We start from the raw sequence: 18184 nt of genomic DNA on the forward strand, positions 1-18184 counted from the left end.
ATCTTTCTCCATGCCTCTCGTTTTCTCTTATTGCAGCCATCGCTGGGCCTCACGCGGAGGCGCGGAGACGCAGAGGAGCACGCGGAGTTCTCTCTGCGCCTCCGCGTCTCCGCGTGAGACCGCTGTTCGTCGTTAAAACAGCGACGTCTGCTCGGAAAGCAGCGAGGGGTCCACGGGACGCAGGCCGAGGCGGCGCTGGAGCTCGCGGGCGGTGGCGGGGCTGTGGCCGGAGAAGTGGTTGTTGAAGAAGCCGAAGATCTGTACCCCCTTCGTCGCCACGCGCCCGAGCACCTCCGTCCACGATTCGAGCTCCTCCTCGCGCGGGAACTGCACGTGCGAGTAGTCGACGACGTCGCGGTTGGGCCCCATCCAGCGGACGTAGTGAAAGGGCGCGGTGGGGCGCATCGCCAGCTCCATCATCGTTTCGCGCGGGATCCACTTGCCGTCGCTGAGTGCCAGCGCCGCCTCGTGCTCCGCGAGCAGGGAGAGGAGCTCGGCGAGGATGGCCGGCTTCATCCACTTCCGGTTGCGGACCTCGACCGCGAAGCTCACGTCCCGCGGCAGCCCGGGGAGGAAGCGGCGGAGGGCGTCCAGCTCGTGGGGCTGGAAGTCGGGCCCCATCTGCACCAGGACCGGCCCCAGCTTGGGCCCCAGCTCGCGCGCCGCGTCCATGAACTCCGCCACCACGTCGCCGGCGTCCTGCAGGCGGCGCTCGTGGGTGATCTCCTGCGGCATCTTGAGGGCGAAGGTGAACCCTTCCGGCGTGCGCTCGGCCCATCCGCGCACGGTTTTCGGCGCGGGGACGGCGTAAAAGGTGGAATCGACCTCCACCACGTCGAACGCCTTCGCGTACAGGCCCAGGAAGTCGGCCGGGCGCGTGCCGTCCGGGTAGAAGGCGCCCACCCACCCGGTGTAGTTCCATCCCTGTGTGCCGATGCGGATGCGGCCGGGCTCGGTCATTCGCCTCTAGTGGTTACGATTTGGAACTGCAACAGCGGCCTCACGCGGAGACGCGGAGACGCAGAGAGAACTCCGCCCCACTTCTGCGTCTCCGCGCCTCCGCGTGAGATTCGCCGTACTCACCCGCGCTGTGCCGTCGCCCGTGCGAGGAGACGGTGGAGGACGATGCGCGTGGCGGCGATGTACTCGCGATAGGGCGCGCGGCGATCCTCGAGGATGGGGCCGTTCTCCAGGTCCGCCTCGGCGTTGTGGAGCTGCTCGAGCTGGTCCGCGACGAGGGCCGGGTAGTCGCGCGGGCGCTCCTCCATGAACGCGGAGCCCAGCGCGTAGACGTAGCTGCGCAGGTGGTCCAGCGCGAACTCGACGGTGTAGCTGGGCTCGCCGCTCCGGTTCGCTCGGTACGTGTCCACCGGGAGCGGCGTGTGGCGCCAGGTGTACCATGCGCGGATGAACTCGCGCTGCGCTTCGTCCGTTTCGCTCATTGCAGGGGTGCTCGCGGGCCGGTTTTCACGGTCGATGGAAGGGCGGGCAACTTCGATACCGATGCCGTTGAAACTATCCGCGAACCCTCCCCGTACGGGCACAAGACCGCCGGAAACCACAGCGTTTCACCTGGAGGACCCCGTGAGCAACCGCAATTCCGATTTCGAGAACGTGCTGAAGTGGGTCGTGATCGTCATCCTCGCCATCTTCGCGCTGAAGATCGTCGCGACCGTGCTGGGGATCGCCTTTTTCCTGGGCGGGTTCCTGATCACCAAGATCCTGCCGCTGGTCATCCTGGCGTGGCTGGTGATGAAGGCGGTGCAGTACTTCCGCGGCAACGGCAGCACGAGCCCCACCCCCCCGCCGTCCAGCTTCTAACAGACGCGGCGGAAGCAACGACGGGCGGCCCCTGACCCAGGGGCCGCCCACCCGTGCATCCCGGGCAGAAAAAGGGGCCCCCTCGTCACACCCACAGCCACCGCCCCTCCTCCAGCACCACCCGCAGCGTTCCCTCGCGCTCCATCGCACCCAGGAAGCCGAGCAGCGCCGCCCGATTCAGCACCCACGACGACGGGCTGTCCAGCCGCATCCCCATCGCGGCTGCGAACTCCACGAGCAGCTCCTCGGTGGATGCCGGGGCGCGGTGCACCCGCTCGCCCAGCCAGTCGAAGGCGCGCTCCAGTGCGGCGAAGTTCTCGGCGAACACGGGGTTTCGCGCGTCGTTCTCCGGCTCGCCGTGGCCGGGAACGTACCAGGCGGCGGGGTGTGACTGGAGACGCCGCAGGCTGTTCTGCATCCCGCGCGCATCCACCAGGTAGGGGACGCCGTGCTTGGCGAGCGGCTCGCTTCCAAAGAACGCGTCCGCCGCGAAGAGGACGCCCTGCGCCGTCTCCAGATCGACACCCACGCCGACCTGCGCCATGCTGTGCCCGGCGAGGTCGATCAGCGAAAAGGTGCGCCCGTCGATTGTAACGCTCTCCCCTGCATGGACGACGTGGTCCACGGGGGAGGGCTCCGCCTGGAGGAATTTGTTGGCGAGGACGCTGACCGGCTCTGCGCCGCCGAACAGGTAAACGGGCTCCAGGCGCGGGTGGCGGATGGTCGCCTCCTCGATGGCGGGGGCGTACACCGGGATGCCGAAGCGGCGCACGAGCTGCGCGTTGCCGCCATGGTGGTCCGCGTGGGCGTGGGTGTTGAGGATGGCGACAAGGGGGCGCCCCAGCTCCTCCGCGGCCCGCGCGATCCGGTTGGCGGCGCCGCGGTCCAGCCCCGTGTCGATGGCCAGCAGCCCGCGCCCCGTCTCCACCAGCCCGCTGTTCACGGACCCGCGCAGCACGTGCACGCCGCCGCCGAGCGAGGTCAGCTCCATGCGTCCTCCCCGTTCCACTCGTCGTGGAAGCGCCGCAGGAACTCCTCCATGAAGCGGTGCCGCCCCTCCGCCAGGCGCCGAGCGGCGGCGGTGTTCATGCGGTCGCGCAGCAGGAAGAGCTTCTCGTGGAAGTGGTGCGTGGTGCCGCCCGTGCCGGCGCGATAGGCGTCGAAGGTGGCGTGCGGCTCGGGCTCCGTCTCGGGATCGTGCAGCGGCCGCCCCCGGCTCCCCCCGAAGGCGAAGGCCCGCGCGATCCCCACGGCCCCGATGGCGTCCAGGCGGTCGGCGTCCTGCACCACCGCGCCCTCCGGGGTTCGCATGGGCGTGGCGACGCCGGCTCCCTTGAACGACAATCCGGCCACGATCTCACAGACGTGCTCGACGACAGGCTCCTCCGCGCCGGCCTCTTGCAGCCAGCGGCGGATCTCGCGCGGGGCCACGCTGTCGTCGCCGGCGTGGAGCTTGTGGTCCCAGACGTCGTGCAGCAGCGCGGCGAGCTCCACGACGTACGGATCGGCGCCCTCCTCGCTCGCCAGGCGCAGCGCGGTGCGGCGCACGCGGTCCACGTGCCACCAGTCGTGGCCGGAGCCGTCGCCGTGCATGCGCTGGCGGACGAAGAGCTCGGTGCGCGCCAGGATCTCGTGCGGGCTCGTCATGTGCGGCGGGGTGGGTGTGCGGGCGTGGAGGCGTGGCCAATGTACGCACGCGGCGGCGCCCTGCAAGCGTGCGGCACCGCGTGTGCGTCGCTCGCGTGTGGAGCCATCGAAACCCACCAGCCCCGGACCTCGCGGATGCCCTTTCCCGTCTTCACCGTACCGCTCTACTTCGACGCCGATCCCGGCGGCGCCAGCGACCCGGAACGGCTTCGCCAGGGCATCTCCGCCGTGGAGCGCACGGGCGACTACCTGTGGGTGGCCTGCGACGAGACGCCCACCCTGGAGCGCCTGCGGCTGCGCCCGGATGGCAGCTTCGGAGCGCACCGTACGTACGCGCTCGCCGACCTGATCGACCTCCCCGCGGACGGAGAGGTGGACGTGGAGGGGCTGGCGTACGCCGCGCCCTACCTGTGGGTGGTGGGCTCCAACAGCCGCAAGCGGAGCAAGGCCAAGGATGGCGAGGACGACGCGGAGGCCATCGCGCGGCTCGCCAAGGTGGAGACCGACGCCAGCCGCTACTTCCTCGCCCGCATCCCGCTCGCGCAGGACCCGGACGGCGGCGGGCTGGTGCCGGTGCGCTCGTGTCCCGACCCGGGCAATCCGGAGGCGGAGCTGACCGCCGCGCGGCTGCGGGGGAAGGGGTCCAAGGGCGGCATCTTCCGCGAGCTACAAGAGGACGCGCACCTGGGCCCCTTCATGCGCATCCCGGGCAAGGACAACGGCTTCGACGTCGAGGGGCTGGCGGTGCTGGGGGACAGGATCTTCGTGGGGCTGCGCGGCCCGGTGCTGCGCGGGTGGGCGATCATCCTGGAGCTGGAGCCCGCGCCCGACCGCAAACGTCCCGACCGCCTGCGCCTCCGCAAGATCGGCGATGGCGGGGAGCGTTACAGGAAACACTTCCTCGATCTTGAGGGGATGGGGATCCGCGACATCCGCCGCGACGGCGACGACCTGCTGGTGCTGGCCGGCGCCACGATGGACCTCTCCGCCCCGTCGACGCTCTGGCGCTGGCCGGGCGGCGCCAAGGCCGAGCGGTCCTCGCTGGTGCGTGGCCACGAGCTGCACCCCGCGCTCCAGCTTCCGCACGACCGCGCGCGCCACGACGACCACCCGGAGGCCGTCGCGCTCTTCCCCGGCGGCGCGCGCGCGTCCGTGATGGTGCTGTACGATGCCGTCTCCGACGGAAGGCTGGTGCCCGGCGGCGTGCTGGCGGACGTCTTCGAACTGGACGAAGGAGCATGAGCCAGGGTCCGGCCCACATCTTCATCAAAAAGGGCGACGCGCTGCGCGAAGTGGACGCGGCGCTGTCCCGATGCGTGGAGCGCGGTCTCGACCGCACGGCGGCGGGGTTCATCAAGTACCTCTTCGCCACACAGGCGGACCAGACGATCGTCTTCCTCGCGAGCCGCGACGCCCCGCTCGCCGCGGAGCTGCGCGCGCTCACGGGGTGGAGCGAGCCGGGGGACCACCGCTGAGGTGACGGGAAAGAAAGTGCGTTAGTGCGTGAGTGCGTTAGTGCGTCAGGGTCGCGCGGATACTCGACCCGGGAGTCCGCGCAGGCGGACTTTGTGCTGTTGTTGCCGCGAGTTTACTCGCCGGGCAACTTGTGACAGGTAACGGACCCGATTTCACATTCCGGAGATTCGATGCAGACGGGAGAGATCGCGCTTCAGCCGGTCCAGGACGAGGCGCTGAAGCAGACGCAGCTCACCACCATGAAGCGCCGCGCCACGGGGCTGCTGGTGCTGGCGTTCGCGGTGTACATCGTGTCGCGGGTGCTGGAGACGCGCTGGCCCGGCTTCGGGTATCTGCGCGCCACGGCTGAGGCGGCGATGATCGGCGGACTGGCGGACTGGTTCGCCGTCACCGCCCTCTTCCGCTACCCCATGGGGATCAAGATCCCCCACACGGCCATCATCCCCAACCGCAAGGACCGGATCGGGAGGAGCCTGGGGAACTTCGTCCAGAACAACTTCCTCTCCCCGGCCATCATCCGCACCCGCCTGCGCTCGGCCGGGGCGGCGCGAAAGGGGGCGGAGTGGCTCGCGCGCCCCGAGCACGGCGAGTCGGTGGGACGGCACGCCGCGGCCGCCGTGTCTGGTGTGGTGCAGGTGCTGCGCGACGAGGACGTGCAGGAGATCATCCAGGACAACGTGATGGGCCGCGTGCGCAGGACCCAGGTCACTCCCGTGGTGGCGCGCGTGTTGTCACTTGTCACGCAGGACAACCGGCACCAGGAGCTGCTGGACTCCGCCATCCGCCTGCTGGGCCGTCTGGTGGACGAGAACCACGGGATGATCCGCGAGCGCATCGGCCGCGAGACTCCGTGGTGGGTGCCGACGCAGGTGGACGACAAGATCTTCGAGAAGCTGGTGGGGAGCGTGGAGAAGACGCTGCACGAGGTGGCCTCCGACCCCGGCCACCCGCTGCGGGGGCGCTTCAACGAGGCGGTCGCGGAGTTCATCGTGCGCCTGCAGGAGTCGCCTCAGACCATCGAGCGCGGCGAGGCGTTCAAGGAAGAGGTCCTCAGCCACCCCGCTGTGCGCGACTACTCCGCCTCGCTGTGGGGCGACCTCAAGGCATCGCTCCTCAAGAACGCCGCCGACCCGGAGAGCGAGTTCCGCCGCCGCATCGGCCACGCCGTCACGCGCGTGGGGCAGTCGCTGGTGGAGGACGACGAGCTGCTGGAGAAGGTGGAGTTGTGGATCGAGAACGCGGTGATCTACGTGGTGGAGCAGTACCGGCACGAGATCGCGGGGCTCATCTCCACCACCGTCGCCGCGTGGGACCCGGAAGACACCACGCGCAAGATCGAGCTCCAGATCGGCAAGGACCTGCAGTTCATCCGCATCAACGGCACCCTGGTGGGCGGCCTCGCGGGCCTCGCGATCTACGCCATCGGGCGCGTCTTCGGGGTGTAGACGTGCGCCGGCGCGGAGAATCCCTCTCCGCGCCGGCCCCGCTTCGTACGAAATCGTTGCGGCAAAGCGGCCTGGGCATTAGCATCAGCGCGAGCCGCAGCATCTTTTTCGCCCGCCGTTCGAGTCCACTTTCGCCCGACGAGCACCCGCCGATCCGCCCGCGCGAAACTCGCGCGGGAGCGCCGCGTACTCAGGTGGCGATCCAACTCGTGAAGCCGCAGGCCCTTACCCACCGCGGCACCCGCCGCGCCACGCCCGAGGAGACCATGACCGAGTCCTACACCAGCGGAGCCCCCTTCGCACGCCGTTCCCTCGTGGAGCGCGCCATCGGCGCCGCCCGGCTGGACATTCCCACCTACGAAGAGGTCGAGGCGGATCGCGACGCGACCGGCCAGGCCGCCGTCGTGGTGGCGGTGGCGGCGATCTGTTCCGCAATCGGCAGCATGGGCCAAGGGACGACCGGGATGGTCGCGGGGCTGATCATGGCGATCGTCGGCTGGGTCATCTGGTCCGGCATCACGTACCTGATCGGGACGATGTTCTTCGGCGGGACGGCTGACTGGGGCGAGCTCCTGCGAACCATCGGCTTCGCACAGGCGCCGGGTGTGTTCTACGTCCTGGGGATCATCCCCGCCCTGGGCGGCCTGGTGAAGTTCGCCGTCGCGATCTGGGTGCTGGTGGCGGGGATCGTCGCCATTCGCCAGGCGCTGGACGTGAGCACGGGTAAGGCGGTGCTCACCGCCCTCGTCGGCTGGCTGGCGCTTCTGATTCCGATGATGCTGCTGGGCGTGATCGTGGCGATGTTGGGGATGGCCAGCTGATCTCCCCATGCGGCGTATGACGGGGCGGTGCGCGTTCCTGGCGCTGGTGCTGGCGGCGGCATGCGCCCGCCCCGGCGCCGAGCCCCTTCCCGAGCAGGCCCCGGACATCATCGGCACTATCACGGAGCGCCGCGAGGTGCAGCGCGGGGTGTCGCTGCTGATCCAGCAGGATTCCGCACGCAGCGCCGGCTACCCCGTGGCGCGGGTGACGGTGGGGAGCGGCGCGCGCGTCGTGCGTCGCACCGCCGGCGGTCTCGCCCCCGCCGCCGCGGAGGAGCTGCGGGTGGGCACGCGCGTTCAGGCGTGGTTCACCGGGCCGGTGATGAGGTCGTACCCCGCGCAGGCCACGGCCCGGCTGGTGGTGATCGTGCCCGAGCCCGCTCCGTAGCGCTCAGCTACTGCTGTGACAAACAACGCGGCGGCCGCCCCCGAAAGGGAGCGGCCGCCGACGTTCGTGGAGCGGACTTTCGGTCAGCGAGTCGACGCGCCTTCCAGCAGCACCGGCGCGTACCGCCGGTGATAGACGGGCGCCAGGCGGACGCAGAAGTCTTCGGCCGTGCCGCCGCGCGCCAGGAAACAGCGCATGAGCGCACACTGCAGTGCCACGTACGCCGCGAACCGCGACGGGCAACTCTCCACGTACCGACGAGCAACTTCCATGGCAACCTCCTCTGGGCGATGGACTTCGCCCACATCCGTACTTCGCATCCGATGTGCCTGACCTCCTTTATGCAAACGTGGCGGAATTGCTGGGAGTTTCGCCAGGCGTGAAGGATGGAGGGTGGGGCGGTGTCCCATGCGGCGCACGCCGATTGGCCCATTCGTGGGTCAGGCGGCCCTCACCCCCGCTCGTTCCTCGCTGCCCCCTCTCCCGATAACAGGAGAGGGCTCCGCCCTCTGTTATCGAGAGAGGGGGCGGAATGCCGCGTGCTCCACCGATTTATCGCGCCCGTGCCTCGGCCCGCGTGAATGTCAGGGTACGCGGGATGATCTCGCCCGCGAGTCCGCGCAGGCGGACTTTGTGCTGTTGTTGCCGCGAGTTCACTCGCCACCCCCACCTCAATCCACGTACGTCTCAAAGAACCCGGGCAGCCGCGCGACGATCCGCCCGTGCTCGCGGATGGTGGCGATGCCGCGCATCTGGACGAAGTAGCGGCGGCGGGGGCGCTCGCGGTCGGTGAGGTGGACGGAGGCGACGTCGACGTCCACGCGCAGGGCGGTGGAGGGGTCCTCGAAGTGGAAGCGGCGCGGGACCTGGATCGTGCGGGCGGCGGAGCGGGCGGGCTGCGTCTCGGTGAAGCGGATGGGGCCGGGGCGGTGCACGCCGCGGACGCCGTGCGCATCCACCAGGTAGGCGAAGAGGCCCTCGGCGGTGGTGGAGTCGCCGCGAACGACGCCGTAGAGGAGCGACATCTCCTCGCCGGAGGCGGAGCCCCACTCCCACGACACGTTCCTCCACACGCCCCAGTTGTGGTCGTGGTACGCCTGCGCCCCGCGCACCGCCTCGCAGCGCGGAAGGCACACCGTCCCCTCCGCGCGGGCGAAGAGGGCCGGGGCGACGTAGCCGGAGACGAGCGCCGCGCCGCCCAAGTCGGTCGGGGGAAAGTAGCGGCGCGGGGCGGGGGTGACGCGCAGGTCCACGCGCGCGCCGCCCGCGTCGGCAGTCACGTGGTAGACGCCGTTCTCCTGCTTCACCCCCGCGCGGTCGCCAAAACGCAGGTCGGCGGAGGCGGTGTCGAAGCGGACCTCGCGGTCGGTGAGTTTGCGGGTGAGGGAGCGGTGAGTGCCGTCCGGCTCGCGAACGGTCATCAGGATCTGGCCGCCCCACTGCCCCGGCGTCCCCACGCGCCCGCCTACAGCCAGCGTGAGGTAGACCCAGCGGCGCTCGTCCAGCACGACGTTGAAGTAGTGCCACTCCGCCCAGGTGCTGTCGCGCGCCGCCTCGCCGGTGGGCTGGTGGAAGTGGTCGATCTCGCGAAACAGCTGGCCGGCGGCGGGGGCGGCCCAGGCGCGGTCCGCGTCCGAATCGTTCCACTCGCCTTCCAGCAGGGTGGGGAGCGCGCGCGCCGCCCGGGCACGGGAGGGGATCTCGCCGGTGCCGACGGTCTTCCAGATCCGGCCGCGCGCGAACAGCTCCACCTGCTTGCCGTCCAGGAGCGGCGACGCCGCCAGGACGCCGTGTTCCCGGCGCGCGCGCGGCGACTCCAGCACCTGGCGGTGGATGAAGCGCGCGTGGTCGATTCCAAGGAAGAGCGACGCGACGCCGCCCGACTTCAGCATCTCCGCGCTGACGCCGGAGGGGACGACGACCACGTCGCCGCCGCCGACGAGCTCCTTGTCACGCGCCTGCTCCAGCATTGCTTCGCCGACGGCGAGGAGCACCACCATCACCGCCACGCCCAGCGCGTAGCCGCCCAGCAGGAAGAGGGCGCGACCAGGGCGGTTGCGCAGCTCGGCGAGCGCCAGGCGGAGGATCACGGGCGCTCTCCCGCGCTCACCACCAGCCCGTCCGCCATCTCCACCACGCGCGGCGCGCTCTCGGCCACCTTGGCGTCGTGGGTGACGACGACCAGCGTGGTTCCCTCGCCGTTGAGGCGCGCGAAGAGGGCGATGATCTCGGCGCCGGTGCGGCGGTCCAACTCACCCGTAGGCTCGTCCGCGAAGATCACCTCCGGCCGGTTCGCCAGCGCGCGCGCGATGGCCACGCGCTGCTGCTCGCCGCCGGAGAGGTGCGGCGGGCGATGGCCGGTGCGGTGCCCGAGGCCCACGTAGTCCAGCAGCTCACGAGCACGGTCGCGGCGCTCGCGCTTGGGGACGCCGGCCTCGGCCATGGGTAGCTCCACGTTTTCCGCGGCGCTGAGGACGGCCAGGAGGTGGAAGCGCTGGAAGATGAAGCCGACCCTCCGCAGCCGAAGGCGGGAGCGCGCGCCCTCGTCCAGCCCGTACAGATCCTCACCCAGCAGGCGCACGGTCCCGCTGGTGGGCGGATCGATGCCGGCCAGCACGTTGAGCAGCGAGCTCTTTCCGCACCCCGAAGGCCCGACGATCGCCACCATCTCGCCGGCGGCCACCTCCACCTCGACGCCGCGCAGCGCGCGCACGGCGTCGCCCTGGTAGGGGTATTCCTTGATGATCCCGCGCGCCTCGATCACGCGCCGTGGCTGCTCCGTCACCTGTAACCTCGGTTCACGCGGGGGGCCCTCACCCCCGGCTCGTTACACTCGCCTGCCCCCTCTCCCGATAACAGGAGAGGGCTCCGCCCTCCTGTCATCGAGAGAGGGGGCACAGGGCTGAGATGGGTGCGCTGGTCTCGGCGTCGCTCCCCCCTCTCTCGATAACAGAGGCGCCAGCCTCTCCTGTTATCGGGAGAGGGGGGTTGGGGGGGGTGAGGGCCCCTCACTCCGCTTCCTCCCGCAGCGCCTGCGAGAGCGCGGAGCGCACGGCGGCGAGGCCGGGGATGCACCCGGCGAGCCCTCCGATGGCGATCACTAGGCCCATGGCGAGGACGACGCGCTCGGCTTCCCAGGCGAAAAAGGTCATCCGAGCGGGGATGCCGGGAAAGGAAAGGAGGATGCGGTCCAGGCGGCGCGCCATCCAGAGGCCCAGCGGCAGGCCCGCCAGGCACCCGACCGCAGCGAGGACCAGACCCTCCGTGACCACGGCGAGGAGGATGCGGCCGCGCGCCACGCCGATCGCCCGCAGCGTCGCGATCTCGCCGAAGCGCTCGCGCACGCCGATGGTGACGATGGTGGAGATCAGGAGCGCCGTCACCACCATCGCGATGCTCCCCAGGATGGTGGCGAGCTGGCGGAAGTAAAGGAGGCGCCGGTCCATCTCGCGCATCAGCTCGCGCGTGGAGAGGGCGGTGACTTCCGGGATCGCGGCGGCGATGCGGCGGGCCAGGTCGTCGCCATCCGCGCCGTCGGCCATGGCGACGCCGAAGAGGGAGACCTCGCCGGCCCTTCCCGTCGCGCGCTGCACTTCGCCGATGGGCATGGCCAGGGAGCGCTGCTCCGCGTAGTCGTACAGGAAGTCGCCCACGCCGCTCACGCGCACCGTGCGCGTGTCGCGGCGCCCCAGCGACACGTCCGCGCCCGCGAGCCGCAGCGTGCTCCCCACGCGGATGCCGTCCAGCCGCGCCATCGGCTCGCTGACCACGACCTCGCCGGCGCCGGGCTCGCGGCCTTCGACGATGCGGTAGAGGAACTGCGCGCCGGGCCGAATTCCCATGGTGAAGAGCGGCGCACCGGCGGAGTCGCCGCGTACCACGCGGAACTGCGCGCCCAGCACCGGGGCCACCGACTTCACTCCGGATATGCGGGCGATGCGCTCCCCCACCGCGTCGCCGCCGGGAATGCCCGCTTCGCTGTCGAAGGGGAGGATTCCCTTTGGCGTTACGCGTAACGCATAGCCGCTCACCCCCAGCAGCTCCCCGAAGGAGCGGGTGAGGCCGGAGGCGAGCATGGTCATGTCGAGCAGGAGCGCGGCGGACACGGCGATCCCCGCCAGCGCCAGCGCCGTGCGCCCGCGGCGGCGCCCCAGCGCGCGCAACGAGGCGGCTACGATCACCGCTCCCCCAGCTTCTGCGGCGCCACCTGCACCACGCGCCACGCGGCGAGCGCGCCGGCCAGCGCGCCCAGCGCCAGCCCCAGCAGCGCCGCCAGGACGACGATGCGTGGCGTTACAAGTGCGAAGCGCAGCGTCGTGTCGTAGACCTGCGCGTAGTAGGCGTTGACGACGCGCGCCACGATCATCCCCAGCACCGCCCCGGCCGCGCTCCCCACCACCGCGATCGCGATCGCCTCCAGCACGATGGCGCGGAAGACGGTTCCGCGGCTCACCCCGATCAGCCGCAGCACCCCCATGTCGCGCCGCCGCTCGTCCACGCGGATCACCATCACGCAGAGCAGGAAGATGGCGCTCGCCAGGATCGTCACGATGCCGATGGCGTCGTGGAAGCGCGAGACCACGGCAAAGGTGGCGCTGGTGCGCTCGGCCAGCCCCGTGCTGGAGTAGGCCCGCGTGCCGAGCGCAGTCGTCTCGATCCACCGCGCGGCCGAGTCGCCCCGCGCGCCGGGCGCAAGGACCACGGCGAAGCGGTCCACGCGGTCGCGGTTGGGGAGGAGGGCTTCCAGGTCCGGCAGGTGGAAGCGGATCTCGAGGTCGTTGCGGGCGATGCGGTTGGGGTCCGCGGCGCGCTCGAAGACGCCGGCGACGACGAAGGGGCGCGGTGGACGGCCGCTGGCGAGGGCGCGCACGCGCACGGTGTCGCCCACCTGCAGCGGCACCGTTTCGGCCAGGCGGCGCTCGATCAGGAGGCCGGGGATTGGGTCGGCCGCAAGCGTCGCGGCGAGCGCCAGGCTCAGGAGCAAAGGGTCCTCGTCGTCATGCGGGGAAGCTAGCCGGTGAAAAGCAGGTACGTCCAGCGGGGGTGTGGCGGATGCAGTGGGCGGGGCGGGGGAGGGCACGGGCGGCCACGCGGGGCCGCCCCTACAGGGTTTTTCGTGCGCGAGGGCGGGGGGCGGGGTGGAGGCGAGGGTGGGCAGACACGCAGGTCTGCCCCTACGGGGTTGGCGCGGCCCGTGACTGGTTACGCGTCGGGGGGGAGGTGGTGGGGAAGGGTGAGGGTGAAGGTGCTGCCGGTGCCAGGGGTGCTGCGGACGGTGAGGTCGCCGCCGAGGATGCGGGCGTATTCGCGGGCCAGGGGGAGGCCCAGGCCGGTGCCGCCCTCGCGGCGCGTCATCGTCGGCTCCACCTGGTAGAAGGGCTCCCAGACGCGCTCCACGTGCTCGGCGGCGATTCCGGGGCCCGTGTCCTCCACTTCCACCGCCACGCCGTCGCCGTGGGGGGCAACGCGCACGATCACTCCGCCCTGCTCGGTGAACTTTAGGGCGTTGCCGACCATGTTGGTGAGGATCTGGCGCACCATCCCCAGGTCCGTGCGGATGCGGGGTGTCGCCTCGGATTCCAGCCGCAGCGTGAGATGCTTGCGCTCCGCCGCGCCGCACAGGGCGTCCACCACCGAGCCGGAGAGGGAGACTACGTTCACCTCCTCAGGCTCGGGGCGCTTGGCGCCGGCTTCGAGGCGCGCCACGTCCAGCACCTGCTCGATGAGGCCCAGGAGGTGGCGCTGCGACGCGCGCATCCGCGAGAGGGCGTGCGCCTGGCGGGGGTTCACGGGGCCGTAGATCTCGTCCGCCATCAGCGACGCGTACCCCTCCAGCGCGTTCAGCGGGGTGCGCAGCTCGTGGCTCATCGTCGCCAGGAAGTTGCTCTTGGCGTGGCTGGCCTCCTGCGCCGCCTCGTACAGCCGCGCGTTGCGCACGGCGATGGCGGCGTGGTTCGCCAGGAGCGAGAGGAGGCGCAGGTGCTCGCCGGTGAAGTCGGGGGCGCCCGGCGGGTTCACCACCGCGATCAGGCCCAGCCCCTCGTCGCCCACGCGGAGCGGCGCCACGGCGAGCGTGCCCACGCCGAACTGTGACAGGTGACGCAGCGGGGCGGGCGCGTCGGGATCGCCGGTATCCAGGATGAGCGGCGCGCCACCGCGGAGGACCTGCTCGGTGAGGGAGCCCGCCAGCGCGCCCTCCATCCCCTGGATGGGCACCAGCGGCCCGGTCGCGACGGCGGTCCTCACGCGGTTCTGCTCCTTCCCCGTCACCAGCGTCAGCCCCGCACCCGCGGCGCCGGTCAGCTCCTCCGCGATCCCCACGATGCGCGCCGTGACCTCGGTGGGGTCGAGGGTCGAGGAGAGAACCTCTGCTGCGGCGAGGAGGGCGCGGCTCTCGTCGGCGCGGCGCCGCTCGCCGGCCAGGAGGCGGGCGTTGTGCATCGCCATGGCGGCGGAGTCGGCGAGCGCCTCCAGCACCCGGACGTCTTCGGCGGTGAAATCCTCGGCGCGGTCCACCACGCCGAGCACGCCGAACGACTCGCCGAAGGCGCGCATCGGCGCCAGGATGACGTTGCGCACGCCCAGCCGGTGAAAGGTGGCGAGCGTCCCGGTGCCGCCTGGGATCTCGCCCGGCGTGTTGTAGACCAGGGTGCGCCCCTCCCGCTGCACGATCTCCAGCGACGAGCCGGCCAGCGGAAAGACGGCCCCGTTCACCTGCGCCATGATGCCGAGCGCCGGCCCCACGCGCGCCCTGCCATCCCCGCGCGCGGCGTTCACGTAGGCGCCGCGCGAACCCAGAAGCTCCATGGCGGAGCGCGTCGCCAGCTCCAGCACGCGCGCGGGGTCCAGCTCGGACACCAGGAGCCGCCCGATCTCGCGGAGCGCGCGGCTCTCCTCGGCGCGGAGGGCGGCGTCGGCGGCGGCGGCTTCGGCCTCCACCTGGCGCTCGATCAGTGCCCGCTCCAGCCGCAGCCGCTCGGTGATGTCGTAGAAGGCGACCATCGCGCGGTCCACCTGCCCCGCCGCGTCGCGCAGCGGCACGCCCATCCCCAGCACGGTGCGCTCCTTTCCGTCCGGCAGGGGGATGACCATCTCCACCTCGGGCGTCGCCTCGCCGTGGAGGGCGCGCACCAGGGGGATCTCGTCCGCTTCGAAGGGCTCGCCGGCGGGGGTGCGGACCGGCCAGTGGGCCAGGTAATTGCTCGCATCGTGGTCGCCCAGCTCTTCCGCCGTGCGCCCGCCCAGCCGCGCGCCCGCGGGGTTCACGTACGCGATCCGCCCATCCGGCGCCCACGCCACGATCACGCCGACCGGCAGCGTGTCCAGGATGTCGAAGAGGGCGCGCCGCTCCGCCTCGGCCGCGCGGCGGGCACGTACAGGGTTCGTCACCTCCACCGCGACGACGAGGAGGTGGCGGCGGCCGTCCGAGGCGTCCACGGCGCGCACGCTCAGCCGCAGCCACTTCGGGCGCGGCCCCGTGGGCGGAACGCGGAGCTCGGCTACTTCCCACGCCTCGCCCGTCTCCGCCACCCGCTTCACCCGCTGCTCCGCCGCCGACCCCGCCCACCCCGGGACGATCTCGGCCGGCGTGTGCCCCACCAGCGAGCCCGGCTCGCGCCACGGATCGGCGAGCAGGGTGTGGCACGCGGCGTTGGCCTCGCGCACCTCCAGCGTCTCCGCGTCCAGCAGCGCCACGGCGACGGGGAGGTGCGCGACCATCGAGGCGAGGCGGGCCTCGTGCGTGGCGGCCGCTCCGGGCGCGGGGGCGGTGCGCGGGGTGGTGTGCCGCACGTGCACGCGCAGGTCGCCGGTGGGGAGCGGCTCGGCCTCCACTTCCCAGGTGCGCCCGGCCCCGCGCGCGCCCGCCACGCGGAAGCAGACGGCGGCGCGGTCCTCCATCGCCCGCTCCAGCGCCTCGGCCTCCGGCGTGCCGCGCCACCCCGGGAGCGCATCCCACAACGACGACACCCCCTCGCGCCTCCCCAGCAGGTGAAGGATCTCCAGCAGCGAGGCGTTGACGTAGCGGAAGCGCCAGTCCGGCGCCAGCACGCACACGCCTTCACGGGCAGCGCCGTAGCGCGCTTCGTGGTCGCGGTGGCGGGCTTCTGGGCTGGGCATGGCACGGGGCCAGGGTTGCGTTACGTGACGGAATCGGTCGTCTGGTGGCAAGAAGACGGCCATCCTCCGGGAGCGAGTAAAAACCCAGCTACATGGCTCACACAGAGACACAGAGATGAAAAGAGAGAACGACCACGGGGCTGTTCTCCGCGGCTTGCAGTTGTCTCTGTGCCCTCTGTGTGATGGTTCGCTTGTGCCGTTCTTCGCCCCCGAACCGCCACTACATTTGTTTTCACTTCGTTCAGTATTGACTGAACGAAACGAACGCTTTAGCTTGCGGCCTCGAATTCCCCTGACCCGGTGAGCAGATGGAAGGATCGGTACAGCAGTTCGTGGAGCGGATGGGGCTCCTTTGCGAGCGGGAAGGGATGCCGCGCGGGGCCGGACGCATGTTCGGGCTGCTGCTGGTGGGCGACCGGGCGTACTCGCTCGACGAGCTCACCGAGAAGCTGCAGGCCAGCAAGGCGTCCGTCAGCACCAACGCGCGCATGCTGGAGTCGCTGGGACTCATCGAGCGGGTGTCGTCGCTGGGGGACCGGCGCGACTTCTACCGCGCGGGCGACGACCCGTGGGAGAGGATGCTGCGCGTGGCGCAGGGTCGCTGGACAGACATGATCCAGCTCTTCGACGAGGCCCGCGAGAGCTTCCCGGCCGACCGCGCCGTGGGATGCGAGCGCCTCTGCGGGGCGGCCCGCTTCCACCGCCTCCTGGTGGACCGGGTGGAAGGGCTGATCCAGGAGTGGAAGGAGACCCGCCGCGCCAGCCGCCGGACCGGCGACGCGGCGTGACGAAACCTTGAAACGGACCGTTCTGACATGAGATCGCACAAAGGGTATCGCCGCGGGGCGGCCGCCCTCTTCCTGCTTGCATTCGCGGCACCGCTCGCGGCGCAGACCCCGGTGGCTTCGCGCCCCGCGGCCGGCGCGGCGCTGTCGCTGGAGGACGCGCTGCGCGTGGCCGAGGACGCCAGCGAGACGGTGGCCGTGGCGCGGGCAGGGGTGACGCGGGCGCGCGGGCAGGTGCTGCAGGCGCGCAGCCAGCGGCTTCCGCAGATCGCCGGGAACCTGTCGTACTCGCGCACGCTGGCGTCGCAGTTCTCGGGGTTCAGCGGGGCGGACACCACCGGAACCGGGCCGCCCGCCGGGTGTCCCGTACCGCCGCCCACCGGGCCGTACACGCCCAACCCGGCGCTCCCCATCGAGCAGCGGGTGGACTCGCTGGAGCAGCGGCTGCGCTGCGCGGGGCAGGGGACGAACCCCTTCGCGGGGCTCAGCAGCGCCGGCTTCGGAAGCGAGAACACCTGGCGCTACGGGGTGACGGCGCAGCAGAACCTGTTCAACGGCGGCGCCCTCAACGCGCAGAACCGCATCGCGGACGCGGGGCGGCGCGTGGCCGAGGTGACGCTGAGCACCCAGCGCGCGCAGCTCGCCCTGGACGTGACGCAGGCGTACTTCGACGCGGGGCTCGCCAACCAGCTTGTGGACATCGCGGAGGCGACGCTGGCACAGGCGGAGACGACGCTGCGCCAGACGACGCTCGCGCGGCAGGTGGGGAACCAGCCCGAGTTCGACCTGCTGCGTGCCCAGGTCTCGCGCGACAACCTGCGCCCGCTGCTCATCCAGCGCCGGGCCGAGCGCGACCTGGCGTTCCTGCGCCTCAAGCAGCTCCTGGACCTTCCGGCCGACGTGCCCATCACCCTCACCACGCCGCTGGACGACGCGCGGCCGGTGTCGGTGGCGCGCTTCGCCAGCCGCGAGGAGGCGCTGGGCGATACATCCACCGCGCTGCGCGCGCCCGTACGGCAGGCGGCGGAGGCGGTGCGCGTGCAGGAGGAGCAGCGGCGGATCGCGAGGGCTGCCTCGTATCCCAACATCGCGCTGACCTTCAGCTACGGGCGGGTGGCGTTCCCGCAGGACGTGCTTCCCGCGTACGACGACTTCCGCACCAACGCCAGCGTGGGGGCGGGGCTCTCGGTGCCCATCTTCACCGGCGGGCGGTTGCGCGGCGAGCGGCTGGTGGCCGAGGCCAACCTCGCCGAGGCGCAGGCCCAGTACCGCCAGACGCGCGAGGCGGCGTCGCTCGACACGCGCACCGCGCTGGAGCAGCTGGAGGCGGCGCAGGCGTCGTGGCAGGCGTCGACCGGCACGGTGGAGCAGGCGCGGCGCGCGTACTCCATCGCCGAGATCCGCTACCGGGAGGGGATCTCCACGCAGATCGAGGTGGCGGACTCGCGCATTCTCCTGCAGCAGGCGGAGGCCAACCGCGCCCAGGCCGCGCGCGACCTGGCGGTGGCGCGCGTGAGGCTGGCGCTCCTTCCCGACCTTCCGTTCAACCTCGGCGGCGCGGCGCGCACGCAGTCGTCGGCGGGGCAGAACACGCAGCAGCAGCAGCGGCCGCAACAGCAGCAGGCGCCCGCGACGGATCCCACACAGGCGGCGTTCACCGGAGGCGGTCAATGAGGAATAGAG

General features: G+C 71.5%; 18 protein-coding genes. 8 read left to right on the forward strand and 10 right to left on the reverse strand.

Going from position 1 to position 18184, the window contains the following annotated elements; genetic code table 11:
• Positions 1–132 precede the first annotated feature (132 nt).
• Both VF647_00750 and VF647_00755 read right to left on the reverse strand, forming a co-directional pair.
• On the reverse strand, positions 133–960 hold the full coding sequence (locus tag VF647_00750) for a DUF72 domain-containing protein (protein HEX8450586.1): 828 nt from the start codon (positions 958–960) through the stop codon (positions 133–135).
• A gap of 119 nt (positions 961–1079) precedes the next feature.
• Positions 1080–1442 carry a hypothetical protein gene (locus VF647_00755; protein ID HEX8450587.1) on the reverse strand — a complete coding sequence of 121 codons (363 nt, stop codon included), beginning with the start codon at positions 1440–1442 and terminating at the stop codon, positions 1080–1082.
• A gap of 142 nt (positions 1443–1584) precedes the next feature.
• Here VF647_00755 and VF647_00760 point away from each other — a divergent pair, with 142 nt between their 5' ends.
• Complete coding sequence (locus tag VF647_00760) at positions 1585–1821, forward strand: hypothetical protein (protein ID HEX8450588.1); 237 nt, start codon at positions 1585–1587, stop codon at positions 1819–1821.
• An 85-nt stretch (positions 1822–1906) separates the two neighbouring features.
• Here the strand turns inward: VF647_00760 and VF647_00765 are convergent, their stop codons facing one another.
• Together VF647_00765 and VF647_00770 are read right to left on the reverse strand one after the other, a co-directional pair.
• Positions 1907–2812: an MBL fold metallo-hydrolase gene (locus VF647_00765; GenBank protein HEX8450589.1), complete on the reverse strand. Its 906-nt coding sequence runs from the start codon at positions 2810–2812 to the stop codon at positions 1907–1909.
• Complete coding sequence (locus tag VF647_00770; GenBank protein ID HEX8450590.1) at positions 2803–3468, reverse strand: HD domain-containing protein; 666 nt, start codon at positions 3466–3468, stop codon at positions 2803–2805. The genes VF647_00765 and VF647_00770 overlap by 10 nt, the downstream gene beginning before the upstream one ends.
• A 135-nt stretch (positions 3469–3603) precedes the next feature.
• On the opposite strand from VF647_00770, the gene VF647_00775 reads away from it, so the two are divergent.
• From VF647_00775 to VF647_00795, 5 genes are all read left to right on the forward strand, one after another.
• Positions 3604–4710, forward strand: coding sequence for a DUF3616 domain-containing protein (locus tag VF647_00775; protein ID HEX8450591.1), 1107 nt, complete (start codon positions 3604–3606; stop codon positions 4708–4710).
• A complete protein-coding gene (locus tag VF647_00780) occupies positions 4707–4943 on the forward strand; it encodes a hypothetical protein (GenBank protein ID HEX8450592.1) in 237 nt (78 codons plus the stop codon). The genes VF647_00775 and VF647_00780 overlap by 4 nt, the downstream gene beginning before the upstream one ends.
• A gap of 171 nt (positions 4944–5114) precedes the next feature.
• Positions 5115–6389: a DUF445 domain-containing protein gene (locus VF647_00785; GenBank protein HEX8450593.1), complete on the forward strand. Its 1275-nt coding sequence runs from the start codon at positions 5115–5117 to the stop codon at positions 6387–6389.
• Between the two features lie 194 nt (positions 6390–6583).
• On the forward strand, positions 6584–7210 hold the full coding sequence (locus tag VF647_00790) for a YIP1 family protein (protein HEX8450594.1): 627 nt from the start codon (positions 6584–6586) through the stop codon (positions 7208–7210).
• Between the two features lie 7 nt (positions 7211–7217).
• Complete coding sequence (locus tag VF647_00795; protein ID HEX8450595.1) at positions 7218–7598, forward strand: DUF3221 domain-containing protein; 381 nt, start codon at positions 7218–7220, stop codon at positions 7596–7598.
• Between the two features lie 83 nt (positions 7599–7681).
• Here VF647_00795 and VF647_00800 read toward each other — a convergent pair whose 3' ends face one another.
• From VF647_00800 to VF647_00825, 6 genes are all read right to left on the reverse strand, one after another.
• Positions 7682–7870, reverse strand: coding sequence for a hypothetical protein (locus VF647_00800; GenBank protein HEX8450596.1), 189 nt, complete (start codon positions 7868–7870; stop codon positions 7682–7684).
• A 399-nt stretch (positions 7871–8269) separates the two neighbouring features.
• The gene (locus tag VF647_00805; GenBank protein ID HEX8450597.1) at positions 8270–9688 is read right to left on the reverse strand and encodes a hypothetical protein; all 1419 of its coding nucleotides are present in this window, start codon (positions 9686–9688) and stop codon (positions 8270–8272) included.
• A complete protein-coding gene (locus tag VF647_00810; GenBank protein HEX8450598.1) occupies positions 9685–10383 on the reverse strand; it encodes an ABC transporter ATP-binding protein in 699 nt (232 codons plus the stop codon). The genes VF647_00805 and VF647_00810 overlap by 4 nt, the downstream gene beginning before the upstream one ends.
• A gap of 223 nt (positions 10384–10606) precedes the next feature.
• On the reverse strand, positions 10607–11779 hold the full coding sequence (locus VF647_00815) for an FtsX-like permease family protein (protein ID HEX8450599.1): 1173 nt from the start codon (positions 11777–11779) through the stop codon (positions 10607–10609).
• A complete protein-coding gene (locus tag VF647_00820) occupies positions 11776–12582 on the reverse strand; it encodes an FtsX-like permease family protein (GenBank protein HEX8450600.1) in 807 nt (268 codons plus the stop codon). The genes VF647_00815 and VF647_00820 overlap by 4 nt, the downstream gene beginning before the upstream one ends.
• 218 nt (positions 12583–12800) lie before the next feature.
• A complete protein-coding gene (locus VF647_00825; protein HEX8450601.1) occupies positions 12801–15716 on the reverse strand; it encodes a PAS domain-containing protein in 2916 nt (971 codons plus the stop codon).
• Between the two features lie 308 nt (positions 15717–16024).
• Between VF647_00825 and VF647_00830 the strand changes: the two genes are divergently transcribed.
• Together VF647_00830 and VF647_00835 are read left to right on the forward strand one after the other, a co-directional pair.
• Positions 16025–16504 (forward strand): MarR family transcriptional regulator, encoded by a 480-nt coding sequence (locus VF647_00830; GenBank protein HEX8450602.1) that lies wholly within the window; start codon positions 16025–16027, stop codon positions 16502–16504.
• A gap of 27 nt (positions 16505–16531) precedes the next feature.
• Entirely contained in the window at positions 16532–18175 is a 1644-nt protein-coding gene (locus VF647_00835; GenBank protein HEX8450603.1) for a TolC family protein, read from the forward strand.
• Positions 18176–18184 lie beyond the last annotated feature (9 nt).

Origin of the sequence: Longimicrobium sp. (assembly GCA_036387335.1) — a bacterium.
Taxonomy (GTDB): Bacteria; Gemmatimonadota; Gemmatimonadetes; order Longimicrobiales; family Longimicrobiaceae; genus Longimicrobium.